The organism is Anabaena sp. UHCC 0399 (assembly GCF_034931465.1).
GTDB lineage: Bacteria > Cyanobacteriota > Cyanobacteriia > Cyanobacteriales > Nostocaceae > Trichormus > Trichormus minutissimus.
The window spans coordinates 45,922-64,900 of sequence record NZ_JAYGGZ010000009.1 but is presented as its reverse complement, the minus strand read 5'-3'; the positions used below and the strand labels follow the sequence as shown (position 1 = coordinate 64,900).

12 protein-coding genes are annotated in these 18,979 nt (G+C 41.6%); 7 read left to right on the top strand and 5 right to left on the bottom strand.

The features are described from left to right. Positions 1-3 precede the first annotated feature (3 nt). On the top strand, positions 4-786 hold the full coding sequence (locus VB693_RS07115) for an RDD family protein (protein WP_323265648.1): 783 nt from the start codon (positions 4-6) through the stop codon (positions 784-786). Between the two features lie 118 nt (positions 787-904). On the opposite strand, the gene VB693_RS07110 is transcribed toward VB693_RS07115, so the two are convergent. Beyond that, positions 905-1,693, bottom strand: a complete 789-nt coding sequence (locus VB693_RS07110; RefSeq protein WP_242039410.1) for a DUF1868 domain-containing protein — start codon at positions 1,691-1,693, stop codon at positions 905-907. A 247-nt stretch (positions 1,694-1,940) separates the two neighbouring features. On the opposite strand from VB693_RS07110, the gene holA reads away from it, so the two are divergent. Both holA and VB693_RS07100 read left to right on the top strand, forming a co-directional pair. Further along, positions 1,941-2,930, top strand: coding sequence for a DNA polymerase III subunit delta (gene holA, locus VB693_RS07105; protein ID WP_323265647.1), 990 nt, complete (start codon positions 1,941-1,943; stop codon positions 2,928-2,930). A 340-nt stretch (positions 2,931-3,270) separates the two neighbouring features. Then, the gene (locus tag VB693_RS07100) at positions 3,271-3,729 is read left to right on the top strand and encodes a DUF4168 domain-containing protein (RefSeq protein ID WP_323265646.1); all 459 of its coding nucleotides are present in this window, start codon (positions 3,271-3,273) and stop codon (positions 3,727-3,729) included. Between the two features lie 57 nt (positions 3,730-3,786). On the opposite strand, the gene VB693_RS07095 is transcribed toward VB693_RS07100, so the two are convergent. Beyond that, entirely contained in the window at positions 3,787-7,971 is a 4,185-nt protein-coding gene (locus VB693_RS07095) for an ATP-binding protein (protein WP_323265645.1), read from the bottom strand. Between the two features lie 1,400 nt (positions 7,972-9,371). Here VB693_RS07095 and VB693_RS07090 point away from each other — a divergent pair. Then, positions 9,372-10,202: a squalene/phytoene synthase family protein gene (locus VB693_RS07090; protein WP_190705581.1), complete on the top strand. Its 831-nt coding sequence runs from the start codon at positions 9,372-9,374 to the stop codon at positions 10,200-10,202. A gap of 141 nt (positions 10,203-10,343) precedes the next feature. Here VB693_RS07090 and VB693_RS07085 read toward each other — a convergent pair whose 3' ends face one another. Next, the gene (locus VB693_RS07085) at positions 10,344-12,338 is read right to left on the bottom strand and encodes a S8 family serine peptidase (protein WP_323265644.1); all 1,995 of its coding nucleotides are present in this window, start codon (positions 12,336-12,338) and stop codon (positions 10,344-10,346) included. 373 nt (positions 12,339-12,711) lie between these two features. On the opposite strand from VB693_RS07085, the gene VB693_RS07080 reads away from it, so the two are divergent. Continuing rightward, complete coding sequence (locus tag VB693_RS07080; protein WP_323265643.1) at positions 12,712-13,248, top strand: hypothetical protein; 537 nt, start codon at positions 12,712-12,714, stop codon at positions 13,246-13,248. 148 nt (positions 13,249-13,396) lie between these two features. On the opposite strand, the gene egtD is transcribed toward VB693_RS07080, so the two are convergent. Together egtD and VB693_RS07070 are read right to left on the bottom strand one after the other, a co-directional pair. Next, positions 13,397-14,437: an L-histidine N(alpha)-methyltransferase gene (gene egtD, locus VB693_RS07075; RefSeq protein ID WP_323265642.1), complete on the bottom strand. Its 1,041-nt coding sequence runs from the start codon at positions 14,435-14,437 to the stop codon at positions 13,397-13,399. Positions 14,438-14,766: 329 nt separating this feature from the next. Continuing rightward, complete coding sequence (locus tag VB693_RS07070) at positions 14,767-15,714, bottom strand: ADP-ribosylglycohydrolase family protein (protein WP_323265641.1); 948 nt, start codon at positions 15,712-15,714, stop codon at positions 14,767-14,769. Positions 15,715-15,985: 271 nt separating this feature from the next. Between VB693_RS07070 and VB693_RS07065 the strand changes: the two genes are divergently transcribed. Together VB693_RS07065 and sir are read left to right on the top strand one after the other, a co-directional pair. Next, positions 15,986-16,522 carry a hypothetical protein gene (locus VB693_RS07065; protein WP_323265640.1) on the top strand — a complete coding sequence of 179 codons (537 nt, stop codon included), beginning with the start codon at positions 15,986-15,988 and terminating at the stop codon, positions 16,520-16,522. 325 nt (positions 16,523-16,847) lie between these two features. After that, positions 16,848-18,773 (top strand): sulfite reductase, ferredoxin dependent, encoded by a 1,926-nt coding sequence (gene sir / locus VB693_RS07060; protein WP_323265639.1) that lies wholly within the window; start codon positions 16,848-16,850, stop codon positions 18,771-18,773. The last annotated feature ends 206 nt before the right edge of the window (positions 18,774-18,979 follow it).

Genomic DNA, 18,979 nt, shown 5'->3' with positions numbered 1-18,979 from the left:
ATTATGCACCTGTTTAACCGTGTTAAATACCGCACACCAGAAAGTGTCGAGTTAGAATTCACCCTCGCAGGTATCGGTAATCGTGCTTGGGCGTTGCTAATTGACTATTTGGTATTAGCTACCATTTTGACCGCTTTCTTAATTGTCTGGGCTATTATTGCTGGTCAATTATCAGATGTTTGGCAACAAGTTTTTGGTTCTACATTTAGTTTATGGTGGGTAGCCATTACATTCATCGTCAGCTTTGCCATTTACGCAGGTTATTTTGTATTTTTTGAAACTTTATGGCATGGTCAAACTCCTGGTAAAAAAGCCGCAGAAATTCGTGTAGTTCGAGATGATGGTAGACCAATTGGGATGCAGCAAGCAACCTTACGCGCTCTCCTGCGACCATTTGATGAGTTTCTATTTATAGGAGCTTTTCTCATTATGTTTAGTCGCCGAGAAAAGCGTCTTGGTGATTTAGCTGCCGGCACAATTGTGATTCAAGCTGGGACACCAACTATATCAGCCAATATCATGATTTCTGAACAAGCTAAATCGTTACATCAGGATTTAATTCAAATCACTGATTTATCAAAATTATTACCTGATGATTTTGCGGTAATTCGGGAATATTTACAGCGACGTAGTGCTATGTCACCCAAGGCTAGAAGTGCGTTATCTCTGAAGTTATCCCAACAAGTTCAAGATATTTTGCATATAGAAAATTTACCAGCAACCATTCACTCAGATATTCTTTTAGAGGCTGTTTACTTGGGGTATCAGAATCGGGATTGGGGGTAGGGGTGACAGGTGATAGGTGACAGGAAAGAAGCAGTACCGCTTCGCGAAAACCGCAGGGTGGGGCATTGGGTATATAGAAGATAATATTCTCCTATATACCCAATGCCCAATGCCCTAATTAAAACTCTAAACTAGGCCAGTCTGATTCCCGATAGTAACGGGTCATATCGTCAAATTTCCGCAGTTCGACACGATGGATGGAAATATCTGGCATACTAAACATCCATTTTTCATTTAATTCAGAAAGTGAGTTAGCAAGATTGATTCGCTCTAAATCTGGTGGGATATCACCGAAGTAACCTAAAGTTACATGGGCTGTAAAGTGATAATGTTGCTCAACTCCCAAAGCGATTAATTTGGGATTTTGATAAATTGTGCGGCGGAATTTCAGAATCTGTTCATAGCAACTTTCATCTTTAGGTACTAGACACACACCTATAGCTCTAGGCATGATGACCAGTCCTAACATTTGCCAGACGATCGCCTGGCTCTCTTGTGTCAGAGATTCTTGATATTGCTGAAATGTTTCTGTGATACAAGAGTGTAATTGTTGGTCAAATTCGGGATTTTTTTCACAAGCATGATGATAAGCACTGTCCCAAATTAAATCTGCTAAGGTTAAGTGGAAACTCCCAGGAGGCAGAGGGACAATTAAATCTTGATTTCCCGGTAACTGTAAAACTTCCTGTTGATACGCTTGTAATGTGGCGTAGAAAGCAGCATTGTCTGAGTCTTCGTCCGCCGTTGGGGTAATTAAGGTATAGCCAGGAAAAGGTGCTGCGGCTCTAGATTCCCCAGATGGCTGAAATTTATAAGATTCCTGAATATGCTGCACTTGGGATCTATAAGCTTCTGGTAGCGTCATTCTTGCCACCCGATTTAGATAAGTTTGGTAGTTGTCGTCCAATCTTCGTTGCCTCGCGCTCTCACTTGATTGATTTTAGGGAAAATTTAGATTAAAGAGTAGGGGGATAGGATCAATTCAAAATTCAAAATACTCCTCCGGATAGGCTACGCGTTCACGCAGTGTTTCATTGGCGCAGCCTCTCTTAGAGAAGGAAGGGCGATAGAGTTGCGTAGCAAAGCAAACTACAAAATTCAAAATTAAACAACTGTGGGCATAGGGCATAGGGCATAGGGCATGGGAGACAAGGATGACTATTTACTTTTACTGGGGTGAGGATGATTTTGCGATAGAGAAGGCGGTGACGATATTACGCGATCGCATTCTTGATCCTCTCTGGACTAGTTTTAACTATACTGGGTTTCTCCCCGATCAAAGTGATGCGGCGATTGCGGCGTTAAATCAAGTCATGACTCCACCTTTTGGTGCTGGGGGGCGTTTGGTATGGCTGATGAACACTACTGTTTGTCAACAGTGTCCTGAGAATCTTTTGGCAGAACTGACGCGGACTTTGCCAGTAATTCCTGACAATTCATATTTATTACTCACTACCCGTAACAAACCAGACGAACGTCTCAAATCCACGAAATTAATCAAAAAATACGCTGCTGAGTTTCGAGAGTTTCCTCTGATTCCACCTTGGAAGACAGAGTTACTCATACAAGCTGTTAACCAAGCGGCTCAAATTGTGGGAGTAAAACTTACTGCTAAATCTGCGGAAGTGTTAGCAGAGGCTGTAGGTAATGATACGCGACTCCTTTACAATGAAATGGAGAAATTACGCCTTTATGCTGAGGGTAGCCATCAACCTGTAGATGTAGATACTGTCACGCTTTTAGTCAGAAATACTACCCAAAATAGCCTGCAACTAGCCGCAGCCATGAGAACAGGTGACACAGTTAAAGCTTTAACCGTCTTAGCCGATCTCGTCAATGCTGCCGAGCCAGAGTTACGGATCATTGCGACCCTTGTAGGTCAATTTCGTACTTGGTTATGGGTGAAGTTGATGCTGGAAAGTGGAGAACGCAACCCCCAAGCGATCGCTCAAGCTGCTGAAGTTGGCAATCCTAAGCGCATCTACTTTTTACAACAAGAAGTACAATCTCTCTCTTTACAACAACTAATTTCTTGTTTACCCCTACTACTAGAGTTGGAGTTTATTTTCAAAAAAGGCTCTGGAGATGTATCTGTTCTTCAAACTAAAGTCATAGAAATATCTCAAGTATGCCGACGTAACTAACAATAAATATCCTACAGCAATCCTAGATCATTCGTAAGAGCTAAGAAATCCGGTTTTTTAGAAAACCCAGGGGTTTTGCTGACTTTTCACGTCATGTGGAAAAGTCCACGGAAAAACTAACTTCCAACCCAGGATTTCCAAGTCTCTCACCTCGCAGGAGAGAGATTTAGAGAGAGGTTTTCCAGATACCGTCAAAAGTTAGAGGGGTTCTGAAGTCTCACAATTCTTAGAAATCAAATAGGATGGCTATAGGAGTGATTAAAGTTTTCTGGAACTTATCACTTCTAAAATAATTCACAGTCATTTAAATACTCCTTGCCGTGGTTCTGTGTTACATCCTATGAAGACTATTAATAATTTGTTTTTCCAAACGAGTATGCACAAGAGGATAACTCATAACTTCTTGTTTGGACTGATAACTGCAACTACTTTGGTTTTGAGTACATTAAGTTTAAAAGCTAATGCTCAAAATCTCTCTGTTAATAAAAATGAAATTACTAGCTATGCTCAAGCTTTATTAGCAATAGAGCCTGCACGTCAACAGGCTTTTGGAGCAATTAAAAAAATAGTCGGAAATGAAAATGTTCCTAAAATAGTTTGTAATCAACCTAATAGTATGAATGATTTGCCTAATAGGGCTAGAGAGATTGCAGTTAACTACTGTAAACAGTCTCAGGAAATTGTAGAAAATCATGGACTGACTATTGATAAGTTCAATAGAATCACAATGGAAATTCCCAAGAATAATAACTTAAAACAAGAGATTTACGAAACTTTAGTCCGACTTCAAAATAAATAGTCATTAATCAAAGGACTTACGGCGCAATAGTTAAAAATTCCCCCCCTGCTCCCTGCCTTATCTATTCCTGCCAATCAAGCTAGCGACAACCGTGGCTAACTCAATCGGCTCAATTGGTTTGGGTAAATGTAGCTGATACCCTTCTTGGATGGCGCGGGTGCGATCTTCGGCTCTGGCGTAGGCGGTGAGTGCGGCGGCGGGGATTTTGCCTCCTTGTTCTGGAGGAAGCGATCGCAGTTTACGAATTAAGGCATATCCGTCTTCATTAGGCATACCGATATCACTCACTAAAACATCTGGTTGCCATTGCTTAATCATCTCTAATGCTGCTGGTACAGAATCAACTGCTTGGACTTCTGCTTGACATTTTTCTAAGACTGTGGTTGCAAAATCACGAGAATCGGCTTCATCGTCTACTAATAGCACACGCACACCTGACAGTGAGGGACACATGGGCAATGGAGAAACATTGGTTGCTAATTGGGTGACTGGTTCAATTACATCTGCCTGATTCGCGGCTAGGAGTGGTAGCTTGACTGTAAAGGTCGCTCCTTGTCCTTCTCCAGGGCTGTGTACGTGGACTGTACCACCATGCAACTCTACTAAATGCCTAACAATAGCTAAACCTAATCCTAATCCGCCGTGGGATCTGGTACTGGAACTGTCAGCTTGGCGAAAGCGATCAAATACGTAGGGTAGGAAGTTAGAGTTAATCCCAATACCTGTATCTATTACTTGGATTTGGACAGTGCGATTTGTTTCTTGTTCACTACTCTCAACTTTTGAAAGCCTTATTTCTACTTTGCCGGATGTGGGTGTAAATTTGATGGCATTTGATAACAAATTCCAGATAATCTGCTGTAATCGCTCAGAATCACCAGAAATCAGGAATTGTGCGTTTTCTGGGGACTGGGGAAATAAGGAAAATTGTAAGTCAATTTCTTTGGCTTGAGCGGCTATTTTGATATTTTCAATAGCTGATTCGATGATAGAAACCAAATTACAAGTACAAACATTGAGGCGTAACTTGCCACGAATCATCCGCGAGATATCTAATAAGTCTTCAATTAATTGGGTTTGCGCTCTGGCGTTGCGCTCGATGGTTTCTAAACCCTTAGCTGTCTGAGTTTCATTGAGTTGGCGAGTGCGCAGCAGCTGAGACCAACCGAGGATAGCATTGAGGGGCGATCGCAATTCATGGGACAGTATAGCCAAAAACTCATCTTTCATGCGATTGGCGGCTGTTAGCTGTTCAGTTTGCTGCTGTAAAGAAGTAATTAATTGGGTGCGTTCCATGGCGATCGCTATTTGATCACAAACTGCTTTCATCATGCCCTTTTGATTGTCGGTGAAAGCATTACGAGTGCGGCTACCAAAACTCAAAGTCCCTAAAAGTTTCCCCTGGGCAATTAACGGGCAGCAATAATAGACTGTGATGCCAATGGAGCGCACTAATTCTGTTTTGGGGTCAATTGATTCCTGTACACTCTCGACATAAATTGATTGGCATTGTTGAGCAACAACACCACATACTGCTTGCCCTACGGACAAATACTTAATTTCTTGGGCTAGTTCCTCGGAAATCCCTTTATAGGAAGCTAAACGCATTCCCTGGGAATTTTCCTCGATTAAATAGTTAAAGTAAGTATCCAGCCCTATTTGTTCTGCCAGTTTGTGAAAGCAACTATCAATTAATGCCAATGGTTCTTGGCTAGAGAGTAATTCATTAGCGGTATTAAATAATAATTGCAGCCTTTTATAACCGAGTGACAGGGCTTTTTCAGCTTGCTTGAGCTTAGTAACATCTTGAAATACTAATATACAAGTAGCTGGATAGCCGTGCATAGCTGGTAGAGTATCGGCAAACACCATTATAGATAGGATACCTTTGGGTGTATGCCAATCTAGTTCATACCCCTCTAACCGTTCTCCACGAGCAACCCGTACCCCTGGCATTTGCTCGTTGGGAATTTGATTCCCATCAGCATCTGTGCAGTAGTAAGCTGTGTGATAGTCTGCGGCAGGTATACCTTTGGGAAATTCACCTCCAGCTAGTTCGTCAGCAGCGCGATTGGCAAATATTACTCGTGCTGTTCCTGGCTGAATAAATAATAGTGGTCGAGGCATCAGGTTTAAGACATATTCCAACCACTGTTGCTGATTTCTCAGTAATTCTTCAGCTTGCTTGCGTCCTGTAATATCCAAAAACGCGCCGATAGCCCCTCTGGTGTTACCTTCTTCGTCAAATAATGGGGCAACATACTCTAATAAGTTGACGATGTTACCATTGTCATGAATTATATCAACTTCAAAATCTAAAACTTCTACCCCATGAGCCGCAGCATATTGCATGGGCAGTTCTTCCGGTAAAAGTTCTCTACCTTCACGGTAGACTTTAAACTGTGTTGGTTGTTCTTCCATGGGAGCAGTTAAAGAAGCATTAACATCTGGCGGTATTCCTAGTTGTTTAGCAAAGGCGGGGTTAACTTTGATACTTTGACATTGGGGATCTTCTGCTATGCCAATGCCAATCGGGATGACTTCTAGTAATGTTTGTAACTCAGTAACGCGACGCTGTAAATCCTTGTTGAGTTGGAGGATTTTTTCTTGTGATTGCTTCTGCTCGGTGATGTTGCGAGTTACTGTAGCTATGGCAATGGGTTGTCCAGTGTTGTGATCTGTAATGGTAAAAATATGATGATCGACGGGGATAGCTTGCCCAGTTTGAAAGTGCCGAAAATTAAATTCGCCGTGCCAATCACCTTTGCTGATTACTGTCGGCAGAATTTGTTCTCGAAAATAAGCTAGGTCTTGAGGCATGAAATAATCTGATATTACCTTGTGCTTAACTTCTTCTAAACTCCTTAGCCCGACTAATTTTTGACCGGCATTGTTGAGGTAAAATGACTCACCTTCTAGGGTGGCTAAACCAATAAATTCATTACTATTTTCGATCAGAGATACTAATTTTTGTTGTTCGGCTTCTGCTTGTTTGCTCTCTCTCAAGTCGAAGATAAAGGCGACTGCTTCTTCCTTGGTTTCTCCTGTCAGTACGTAACCTACTAACACGGGAATGCGACTACCATCCTTATGAATGTATTCTTTTTCGTAGGGTGTACAAGCACCTTTAAGGTTGGCTTTGGCTTCGGCGATGCCTTGTTCATCTAAGTGACGATACTCTGGTGGTGTGATGTCTCGCCAACTCAAGTTTCCTGCCAGTAAATCCTCTTGGGAAGCACCAATCATTTCGAGGAAGGCGTTGTTGGCTTTTTCGATACCACCATAAACGTCACTAAACATAATGCCGATGAGGTTAGCATCTACAAAACTTCTCAGTTTTTCTTCATAGACTCTCACGGTTTTTTCGGCGCGATCGCGTTGTTGGCTGAGGAGTTCAATAATTACCGCACTTTGCCAAATCACAACGGCAAAAATTACAATTAAAACAACGGCAAATACTGATACACCAAAGGCTGGCCCATATTTTCCTGCCCTTTGTCCTTCGACGATTAACCACCCCAGAATTACAGGAAATGCGATCGCAGCTACCAATAAACGTCGTGTAATTGAGCCACCATAGCTATCGCTGATCACTATTTTCATCAATCCCTGTTCTGCTCGTCCCCATAAAATCCCTACACACAGGACTATAAATAATAATGCAGTATAAAATCCCATACATGGGATAGTGGGAGTCGGGCTGTAAAAAAATTTTACTCTGTATACATAACCTATCACCACCTGTAGAGAAATTACAGCTACCATCAGAGTGAATATTTGAGCATACCAATAGCTGCGGTTATTTCGCGGATGAACCAACAACTTTTGGCCTATACTTAGTAAGATGAAATTTAGGGCTGTATTCCACCCCATACCTCCCTGGTAATGGGTTATCTTTTGTAACAAATCATCTATTCCCAGATTCCAGCTTAATAAGTATTTGCTCAGGGTGAGAGATGCAATCACACCGACGGCAATAGCACAGATGCTAGATAAGTAACTACGCTTCTGTTTCCTTTTCCTTACCAACAGCCACAGGGAAATGCCTGATAGGACAAAGCATAATGCTGTATTTGGTTGTACTGTAACTGTAATACTTAAGAAATTACCTTGAAGAAATTTAAGTTTTAAGTACCAGACAATAAGTATTAAACTACCAACTACAACAGCGATCGCACTTGCACCTTTGGCAATGATGGAATTATATGTATCATGTAGTTGCAAGCGGTTGACTCCTAACATTGAGATTTATGTAACCGCATCTATCTATTGTGGGATGTTTTGTGTTTTAATGTATTTTGACATCCTTATACATATTACTTTCATCCGTTCAATCCACATCTATCTATGTAGGTATTTTTAAACCGCAGAAGGCAAAGCCCAGACAATTCTAGAAAATAATCTTTTCCTTCGTCAACAGGATTTTAACAGTTATCACTCAAGAGACATAATTGGGTTTAAGCCTACCCTACTGGCTTGAAACGACTAAAATGTTGGGTGAGACTTAGCTTGGGTTAAGGCTTTGCGGAGGTGCAGCTTTTTATGCCGAGGCACAAGCACACTCCTAGAGTAACCCAAAATGTATCAGGGTGTTGTTTTTTTGTGTCATAGGACACTCTTATCAATACAGGAAAGCTATCGGCAACAGTAGCTTCCCAACCTAAAATTTCTTGGGACATTTTAGCCTTGTCACGCCATTAAATATATTTTACAAATCAACAGGACTTACGCAAAAACTCTCTCAAACCCTTATCTCTCTGTGTTCTCTGCGTCTCTGTGGTATGCGCTACGCGTTAGCGGAGCTTTCGCTTTAGCGATACGTTATTCCGTAGTTTGTGCATAAGTCCTAATCAAATATGATTTTTATACATAGTTAGCATCGCATCAGAAAGTGTTGATAGAAAAAATATTTAATAACAAATAATTATTTGGTATTGAAAATTAAATAATCAAGTAGATATCGCACTATTATTATATTTTTTAAATTTTGAGTATGCAATTTTAAAAGCTTATTGATTCAGATTTCTGAATTTTTAAAGAGGGAGATTAAGATTAAGTTAAGTATGATATGGGAATCAGAGAGGATTTTGGCTGCATCCCATTTTTTATTTTGTGTTCAGATAATAAAGAATTAACTTTTCTGCTCCGGCTCAAGCCTAATCGGAGAGTAAGTAAACACAGATCAGGATGTTTGGTTTCTATCGGACTAACTTGAATTTTTTGGCAACAATTTAGCTGTGTTAGTCGTCTACTAGTATGATTGAAGACACCAAAAAAACATATTAATGTTATATTTAATACTTATGCTTACCATAAAATCAAGGTAAATTGGCCATGATTACTCAAATTCGGCAAACCCGTCTATGATCAGGTCTTAACAACTTACTGATTTAGATTTACACCAAAAATTTATCATAGTTAAATCAAAATCAAGGCTAAAAATATCTACAACTAAAGTTGTGTCTACTCAATTTTAAATAATATAAATAAAAATTTTGTCAATTTTGATACCGAAAAATATTACTATCTAAAAGCAACATCATTGCATCTATATTTTTTTAGGTTCAGTAAAAACAATATCAAGTATTATCAAAAACATTGCCAATTGCATGTGGTGTAAAAATCAACAGGGGAGTGACAATATGGATTTACGTAGTGATGCTTTGCAAATCCTCAAAGAAACTAGTCGAACTTTCTATATTCCGATTAGTATTTTACCGCCAGGGTTGCAAGAGGCAGTCGCATCCGCGTACCTGTGTATGCGTGCTATAGATGAAATCGAGGATCATCCCAACCTAGATAATTCCAGCAAGGCAAAACTATTGCGAACAATCAGTCTGACTCTACAAGCAGGAGTTGACGGTTTCCCCGTCGATGCTTTTTCAGATGGATTTAGCGGCTACGAAGATATTGTAGAAGAAGTCACCCTCAGAATTAGAGAATGGTCGTTACTTGCACCAGAGAGCATTGCACCGCGAATTTGGGATGCGACGGCGGCGATGTCAGACAGGATGGCTTACTGGGCAGGAATTAACTGGAAAATTCATACAGAGGCTGATTTAGACCGTTATACTTTTGGGGTAGCGGGTGCAGTGGGGTTGTTGCTCTCAGACTTGTGGACTTGGTACGATGGTACGCAAACCAACCGGACTCAAGCTATTGGCTTTGGTCGAGGTTTACAAGCAGTTAATATCTTACGAAACCATGTAGAAGATTTAGAGCGTGGGGTTAGCTTTTTGCCTGAAGGTTGGAATACAGCCAATATACAAGAGTATGCTCTGCGTAATTTAGCTTTAGCCGATGCGTATACCGATAGTTTGCCAGATGGCCCGGCTTTAAACTTTTGCCAAATCCCCTTAGCTTTGGCACATGGAACTATTGAAGCTTTAGCTAATGGTAAGGAAAAACTCAGTCGTAGTGATGTGATGTTATTACTTGAGCAACTCAACAGTGTCAACTTAAAAGCTGGTTGATAATTGATAACTGTTAAACTCTGACACTTTCTGAAACGTAAAACCCCCGAATAAATCAGGGGGTTTTGCAAAGCCTCAACTCAACCTACGAATATTCTTAACTGAACAGTATTGAAGAAGGCTGGATTCTCTCAGAGACAACTATCCTGAAAAGCCAATTTCAATAGTCAAACTACGAATTTTGCCTGTATCTGCTTCAGCTTTATCTGTTACTTCCAAAGTCCAATTTCCTTGGGGAATTTTGCCTTTGAGAGTAGCTAATTCAGGAGTATTGACTTCATCATAGGTTTTTTTGATGTTGTCTGTAGCTCCGCCTTGACGACTATGGAGAACTATCGGTAATATACCTAATTCTTTTGGGGGATTGAGATTTACCATCAAATCGCCACTGTAGGTATGTTCTATGTCTACCTCAACTTTGATAGATTTGATCATGTTGGTGTTAGCGATCGCTAAACTCAATGTAGATGTCTGCAAATCGTTAATAGGGACATCCTGCACGGCTTTGAAAACACCAACGCGTTCGGTTTGTGGTGGTAACGCCAGTTCTACGGCTTTGAGGGCATTGACGCGACCGTAACCATAGAGGGGGCTACGTCCATTAGCATCATAATTGCCGCCAGCTTCATCAATGCGATCGCAGGAACGTTTAATGATGTCTTTGACCTCATCCCAACGTAAATCAGGGTTACGGGCAATAATTAAAGCTGCCACACCAGCCACCCCAGGACACGCGCTAGAAGTGCCGCCGAAACTATTAGTATAGTTGCCTGCTGCATCGCCGAGTGTAATATTACCGGAATTATACCCTGCCAAACCACTGCGATCGCTTGTCCAAATGCCAGGGGTTTGAGAACTGTAGCCGTTATTACTGGGGAAAGTACACCAGACCGCATTCCCAAAATCACTGTAAGCACTTCTTGTCCCAAAGTCGTTACAAGCGGCGACAGCAATCACTTTAGGATAACTGGCGTAACCATCATTATCAACACTCTCATTCCCATTACCGGCTGCAAATAAAATTATGCAGCCCTTACCATTTCGACCTTTAGTAAAGGCGTATTCCATCGCCAAGCGTGTAGAGTCAGGTAAAGGGAATTTTTGCTTATGGCCTGGGTCATCGTCTTTCCACCAAATCCCGTCTGCTGGCCCCCAGCTACAAGAAATTATATCTGCACCGTTTTGCGCCGCCCAAACAAAAGCATTAGCTTCATCTTGTGAACCCAACCCAGAGGCAAACCGAATCGGCATGAGTTTGGCTTTTGGTGCTACACCCGATGCCCCAAAATTACCATTACCACAGGCTACCCCGGCACAGGATGTGCCATGATGGTCTGAGTTCCCTGGTCTGGGGTTGTCACTTTTCCGTGTTACATCCCTTGGGGCGACAATCTTATCAGAAGAACGGAACTCTTCATGTTCCATATCCACACCATCATCAATAATGGCAATAATTGTGCCTGCACCTTCGCTTAACTTCCAAGCTGCTTCGACGTTTACATGAGCATTGATAGTCTTACCATCAATTGTGGTTTCCTTAAGATGCCATTGCTGGGGGAAAACTTGACGTTGACGCAATTCCCTCACTAACTCAGGATGGCAAAGTTCCACTGACTCTTCATGGAGTAGTCTTTCAGCCAGGTCAAAGACAGCTAAACCAGTATTTGCAGGCGCACCGACAAAATAGGCATTGCGGGCATAGTCAAGTTGACGTTTGATAGTTAAACCGTAACGCCCCAAAACTTCCTCACAGGTGCTAACTTCCGCTTCGTTATCGAACTTCACGAATAAGTTTTCGGTGTAGACCACTGGCTGCATCGATTGAGGATCAACCAATACCCGCCCAGCAAATTGGATTTCCGCTTCTTGATTTAAAATTTCCTTAGCTTGGTTACATAAAGCACTATCTTCATGTGGTGCTTTCACGTGCAGAATTTCTACACCTGCTTGAAGGAATCGCGTTGTCAACTCGAATTGATTGAGGATATTACGGGCTTCTGGTGATACAGATGCCACTTCAAAAGGGCGATCGCCTACAAGAACATTACGGCTTTGGGTACGAACTACAATGTGATCATCACTAATCACGAGTTCATATTGTTCACCGTTCTGGCCACCATAGCGAACCTGAACCATAATTTAATCTCCTGGTATCAAGTTAAATCTCAGCCTCTGGCTAGCGTGTGCATATCTGGAATGAGTCACCCACAAGCCGCAGCTAAGAAAGAATTTAGTATTAGCCACTAAATACAAGCCTGCCCTCGATTTTTCCAGAATATCGGCAATACAAGTTACAAAATGTAAGTAAACAGCAACCTAGATTAACTTTCTGCTGTCTAGAGAAAAAATAAGGGTAATAGGTTTGTAGCCAGGACTTTAGTCCTGATAGTTTTGAGGACTAAAGTCCTGAATACGAAAAAATCATCTAACTAATTCATTTTCCTCTGCTTGATTAAAAGTTTACAAGACCAATTTGCTAATAGCCGAAAATCATTAGAATTTAAACAAGATGATTGAGTTGTTCTTCCAGGCTTGTTCTCTACCCCCAATTGCTGAAGTGAGATTTCAACCAGACTACTTTAATGAATATCCCCAACAAATTCATGTTGGTAAAGATGCGCCTGTGTTATTCAGCCGTCAGCCTGGATACTACGCCGTACATTACAAAGAACCAAGTACCGTAATATCTTCAGCAGTTTTAGTATTAAATGAGGGAAAAATAGTAGTTTTTGCTGGTGAACCCAAGCCAGAAATAAAAGACACACTCAGCCCTGTCTATACGCTGGAAGGGGGTTCACTCGCCGTTCCTACGGGTTTAGTATTTATTCGCTTTGCTGAAGATGTGGAGGTAGAGTCACAGCAAGCAGCAATTAATCAGGCAGGTTATGAAGTTGTCGAAAGTCTGGCTTATGCTCCCCATGCGGCTTGGTTACGTGCTAAATCGGATAAGATGAGCGATGGTTTGCAAGGCATTGCTCAATTAGAAGCAATACCGAATGTGGAGAATGTCGAGCCACAAATGCTCATGGAAATGAGACGACGTTAATAGACAGGTGACAGGTGACAGGTGACAGGTGATAGGTGATAGGTGATAGGTGACAGGTGACAGGTGACAGGTGACAGGTGACAGAGGTAGGTTGGGTTTCCTTACGTCAACCCAACACCAAGATTTATGTTGAGTGATCTATTTTTTGTTAATCCCTGACTTGCAATTGACACAGCAATAAAGCAAACCATTGTTTTGCATCAGTCCAGGTTTGGATAGGAACTAAACCCTTGGTTGTCAGTTGCTGTTGGATAGTGTTGAGGTTGAATTTGCGAGAAATTTCGGTAAAGATAGTTTCGTTTTGGGCAAAATTAACGGTGAGATTGAGAGATTTTAATTGTACGGTTTGCGATCGCACACTTTTTAAGTGCATCTCAATTTGATTTTTGGTTTCGTTATAAAATGCCCAGTGTTCAAACTGTGTCGTGTCAAAATCTCCTTCAAACCGCCTATTCAAATGATCTAGCATATTCAGGTTAAAGGCTGCGCTGACTCCTTGGCTGTCATCGTAAGCAGGTTCTAAAATCTCCTTGGACTTGTGTAAATCTATCCCCAACAAGAAATACTCACCAGGTTGCAAAGCGTTGATAATTTGGGAAAAGAAAACATCACACTCATGAGGGTTAAGATTCCCTAACGAACTACCAATAAAACCAATCATCCGAGTAGGTGACTGAGTTGGGGGGAGTTTTGCCAAAGCTAATTCATAAGTTCCAGCCAGTGCATAAACTTGCAGGGAAGGATAATCCTTTAATAAATTTCTCGCACTACTTTCCAACATCCCTGCACTAACATCTATAGGTAAATAGCGCAAAGGATAGTTTAGTTGTCGATAAGCATCTAGTAAAATCCTGGTTTTGGTAGAACTACCACTACCAAGTTCTACCAATTCGCAAGCCCCAGTTATCTTGACGATTTCACCAGCATACTCTTGCAAAATCGCGGTTTCTGTGCGTGTAAGGTAATATTCTGGTAACTCACAGATTTGCTCGAATAACTCAGAACCACGGTCATCATAAAAATAATATGCTGGTAAAGATTTGGGAAATTGAGTTAATCCCTTGACTACATCACTTCCTGCGCTAGATGAAACTATTTTGGTTGCTTCTACCAAACGCTGTATCTGCAAACGTTCTTCAATACTTTTGTGGGAAGTATTCTTGTTGCTAACAGCTTCAGATATTGACATCGAACCTCCACATACTTTTGATACTAAATTGCTTTTGACGACAAAGCTTGATTCTAATAAGTGAAACACCAAGCCATAGCTCACAACATCACGCCTCAGCCAGATGAATACAAAAGCATAGCTATTTTTACTGATTTTTCCATTAAAACAGCATTAAATATTTATTAATTAGGATGCACGAGTGTAGAGGAGATAAGGGAGAGAATAAATATTGACTATTGATGTGGATTCAATAGAGTACGTTGGCTCTCCTCAAGTTAGGGAATCTGTTCGGGGCGTAGATTCGGTCAAAAAAACGGTATCTTTTGCTTGGATTCATGAAAAATTGATTATATTTGATGGTCAATCGCCGCCGCAAAGCGCGTAGCTAAGTTGATGATGTCTTGTTTGCGAGCAATTTGCTTAAACCATTGTTGGGGTATACCTTCCACCCCATAGTAAATGCCTGCTAAACCCCCTGTCACCGCCGCAGTGGTATCGGTATGTCTTCCTAAGTTGACAGCTTTTAGTACCGCCTCTGCATAAGTGGAACTATTTAACAAGCACCAGAGGGAGGCTTCTAGGGTATCAATTACATAGCCACCAGAATTAATCTCTGCTATTGGTAACTTGGCAATTTCACCCCTGAAGATGCGCTGAAAATAAGGTTGTTCTGGAAGATATTCATCTGCTGCATAAACTCTTTGGATATTTTCTAATCCTTTTAAATAGGCTGTCTGGGGATTCGCACCTTTGAGCAGTTCCACGGCAATACTAATATAAATGCCGCAGGCCATTTGCGATCGCAGATGAGCATGGGTAATACTAGAAACTTGATGTACCCTTGTAATCAACTCCTGTAAAGCTAAACTTCGATGAGAATAAGCCATTGGCAAAATTCTCATTAAAGAACCATTACCATTGCTCATTTCACTAGTTCCCCCAGCCTCTAGAGGTGGAACTCCCTGCTTGAGACGCATAATCACTGCGTGGGTGCTTTCACCAATGCCAAATATTTCGCCACGAGGTGTCCAGTAAGCCGTTTTATACCAACGGCAAAAAGAATCTGCGATCGCATTTATTGAATAACCTCTACACAGGCTTTCTGCCAGGCAAAATGTGAGTGAACTATCATCAGACCATGTTCCTGGAGGTTGATTCCATGTCCCGTAACCCAGCATCTTTGTGACTGGAGATTGAGCTAAGTCGGCGCGGCTAGTGAACTCCACCGGTACACCCAACGCATCACCGACACACAAACCCATCAAACCAGATAACGTTTTTGTAGCGGTTAGCATTTATTAAATCTCCATGCAAACTACTCAAAATTAACTTTATAGATTTCTTGTAGAGATGATTGAAGTAACTGCTACAGCTAGCTTGTTCTTTCTATATGAATAGTCACAAAATAGGATTTAATAAACAAGTTTATTCCTTCAGATTGTGCCAGTTTTTAAAGTGCATATTCCCTATTTTCAATACAGAAATTCGTAAAAATATCTGGAACATATTTGACATATCTTTCGACTTTAAAAGTAAAAGGAAACACTAGAAAATTTACTCAAGATTATGAAAAATATACTCAAGTCTCTAGTAACAATCTCTGCATTTTCTTCCGTAATCATGACTGCTTTCGTAGTTAATGCTGGTCAAGCTGCGGCTGAACCTCAAAAAGGTACTGATGCTAGTTATGTTGGTGCTGGTATCGCCGCAGGTGTTACCAATGGTGGACAAAATAATGATGCTGCTAACTTTGGCGGTAATCTTACAGGACGCGTCAAACTAGGCAATACCCCATTTTCTGCACGGGGTAACGTACTTTGGAATGACGAGACAACGGCAATTATTCCAGAGGTTTCCTTTGATGTGCCTATTGCCAATCGCACCAACGCCTTTGTAACTGGTGGTTACTCCTTTGTGGAAAAAAATGGCTTACCAAGTCCTTTAGGCAATAGAGAATCTGTCGTATTGGGTGCAGGGGTTGAATCTGAAGTGGCTAACAACTTCCTGGTTTACACCAATGCCAAAGTCGGATTGCGTGCTTACCAAGATAGCCCCGCGTCTGCTGTCAGCATCAATGGTGGTATCGGTTATCGGTTTAGATAGGGGACAGGGGACAGGGGACAGGGGAGCAGAAGTTTTTGAATTTATTGCGAATTGCGAATTGCGAATTGCGAATTGAATTCATATGCCCAATTTCAACACTTTTTGCGGTAGTATATATTTAACTCAGCACTAAAAACTCAGAAACGTCAAAAGCTGGTTTGATGAGGTGTTTAATCACTGAATAAAACCAGCTTTTTGTCGTGTTAAGATAGAGATATTCTGCACATTTCCGACCGGATTACCGGAAATAGCCAGACGCAGCAATGCTGCTAACAGGCTAATTCGGCAATTACCGATGCCTTATTGAGAATACTATAGAACTCTGATGGTTAAATCTGCTCCTTCCCCTCTCGCTAGCCGCAAGCCTTCCAAAGTAGAAGGGCTGAAAGAAAACAGTAATTTTTTACGTGAACCTGTAGCAACGCAGATACTTGAGGATACTACTCATTTCAGCGAAGACGCAGTACAAATTCTCAAGTTTCACGGTTCTTATCAACAGGATAACCGCGATAACCGCGTTAAGGGACAGGAGAAAGATTACCAGTTTATGCTGCGGACAAAAAACCCTGGTGGGTTAGTACCGCCGCAACTCTACCTGGCTTTAGACAAGCTAGCTGATGAATATGGCAATCACACTTTGCGGGCAACGACTCGTCAAGGGTTTCAACTGCATGGTATTTTAAAGAAAAATTTGAAAGCGGCGATCGCTACAATAGTTAAAAATCTCGGTTCAACTTTGGGTGCTTGTGGCGACATCAACCGCAACGTCATGTCCCCCCCTGCTCCTTTCAAAAATCGCCCTGAATATCAGTATGCTTGGGAATATGCCCAAAATATTGCGGACTTACTCTCACCCCAAACTGGTGCTTATTACGAAATCTGGCTAGATGGGGAAAAAGCCATCAGTGCTGAAGAGAGTCCAGAAGTTAAAGCAGCCAGACAGAGCAATGGCAATGGCACAATAATTCATGACACCGAAGAACCTATCTACGGCACATACTATATGCCGCGTAAGTTCAAGGTGAGTGTGACAGTACCGGGAGATAATTCGATTGATTTATATTCCCAAGATTTAACTCTAGTAGTCATTACTGACCACCAAGACAACCTGGAAGGATTTAATATCTTTGCTGGTGGTGGCTTAGGTAGAACCCACAACAAAGAAGAAACCTTCGCCAGAATTGCAGACCCCATCGGCTATGTTGCTAAGGCAGACGTGTATGATGCAGTGAAAGCAATTGTTGCCACACAGAGAGATTATGGCGATCGCACTGACCGCAGACACGCTAGGTTAAAATACTTAATTAATGATTGGGGTGTCGATAAATTCCGCGCCAAGGTTGAAGAATATTTTGGCAAACCCCTCGCACCTTTCCAAGAATTACCAGAGTTTAAATATCACGATTTCCTGGGTTGGCAAGAACAAGGCGATGGCAAACTATTTTTAGGTATTTCTATTGATAACGGTCGGGTAAAAGACGAAGGCTCGTTTCAACTGAAAACTGCTCTACGGGAAATTGTCGAGCAATTTAACTTACCCATAAGGCTCACAGGCAACCAAAACCTGATTTTTTACGAAATTGCCCCAGAAAACAAACCCGCAATTCAAGCAATTCTCGACCGTTGCGGCATAGTTTCCGACCCCAACACCATCGACCCTCTAGTCCGTTATGCGATGGCTTGTCCCGCTTTACCTACTTGTGGTTTGGCTATCACCGAGTCAGAACGGACTATACCCAGCATTCTCGAACGGATTCGTGCTTTATTAGATAAACTTGGTTTACAAAATGAACATTTTGTGGTAAGGATGACTGGCTGCCCCAATGGTTGCGCTCGTCCCTACATGGCGGAGTTAGGTTTTGTTGGTAGTGCGCCGGAAAGCTATCAAGTTTGGTTAGGCGGTTCACCCAATCAGATCCGTCTAGCCCAGCCTTATGTAGAACGCTTGCACCACAATGACATAGAAAGCTTCCTAGAGCCAATTTTTGTCTACTTCAAAAAATCGCGGACACCTGGAGAAAGCTTTGGGGATTTTTGCGATCGCGTCGGCTTTGATGTTATTCGTGAATTTACCGCCCAGTATGAGCCAGAAGCAGAATCAGTCACCGCTAAGTCTCGCAAGTCACGGTATCGCGTCAGCTTGCATGATGATCTTTACAGCAAAGTTAAAGCCACAGCTACTAGCCAAGGTAGATCAATGACTGAGTTAGTCAAAGAGGCGTTGGAAACTTACTTCCAAACTCTTTCATAGCTTGTTGGTTCTGAACAGAAAAGACAGGAAAAAGGGAAATGTAAGATTCCCCCACCCCACCATATCTGTAATTAACAGGACTTACGCAACTGGCATATTAGTAGGGTGCGTCTAGATATCAAAAATCTGTTTATTGACAGGATTTGATAGTCTGACGCACCCTACAAGACTAAAATTGATAAATAAGAGAGAAAATTTTAAGAAAA

What these genes read in the sequence shown, in the direction of transcription:
- VB693_RS07100 (WP_323265646.1), top strand. Translation starts at nt 3,271, where the DNA reads ATGAAGACTATTAATAATTTGTTTTTCCAAACGAGTATGCACAAGAGG.
- holA (WP_323265647.1), top strand. Translation starts at nt 1,941, where the DNA reads ATGACTATTTACTTTTACTGGGGTGAGGATGATTTTGCGATAGAGAAG.
- VB693_RS07085 (WP_323265644.1), bottom strand. Translation starts at nt 12,338, where the DNA reads ATGGTTCAGGTTCGCTATGGTGGCCAGAACGGTGAACAATATGAACTC.
- sir (WP_323265639.1), top strand. Translation starts at nt 16,848, where the DNA reads ATGGTTAAATCTGCTCCTTCCCCTCTCGCTAGCCGCAAGCCTTCCAAA.
- VB693_RS07090 (WP_190705581.1), top strand. Translation starts at nt 9,372, where the DNA reads ATGGATTTACGTAGTGATGCTTTGCAAATCCTCAAAGAAACTAGTCGA.
- egtD (WP_323265642.1), bottom strand. Translation starts at nt 14,437, where the DNA reads ATGTCAATATCTGAAGCTGTTAGCAACAAGAATACTTCCCACAAAAGT.
- VB693_RS07070 (WP_323265641.1), bottom strand. Translation starts at nt 15,714, where the DNA reads ATGCTAACCGCTACAAAAACGTTATCTGGTTTGATGGGTTTGTGTGTC.
- VB693_RS07080 (WP_323265643.1), top strand. Translation starts at nt 12,712, where the DNA reads ATGATTGAGTTGTTCTTCCAGGCTTGTTCTCTACCCCCAATTGCTGAA.
- VB693_RS07115 (WP_323265648.1), top strand. Translation starts at nt 4, where the DNA reads ATGCACCTGTTTAACCGTGTTAAATACCGCACACCAGAAAGTGTCGAG.
- VB693_RS07095 (WP_323265645.1), bottom strand. Translation starts at nt 7,971, where the DNA reads ATGTTAGGAGTCAACCGCTTGCAACTACATGATACATATAATTCCATC.
- VB693_RS07065 (WP_323265640.1), top strand. Translation starts at nt 15,986, where the DNA reads ATGAAAAATATACTCAAGTCTCTAGTAACAATCTCTGCATTTTCTTCC.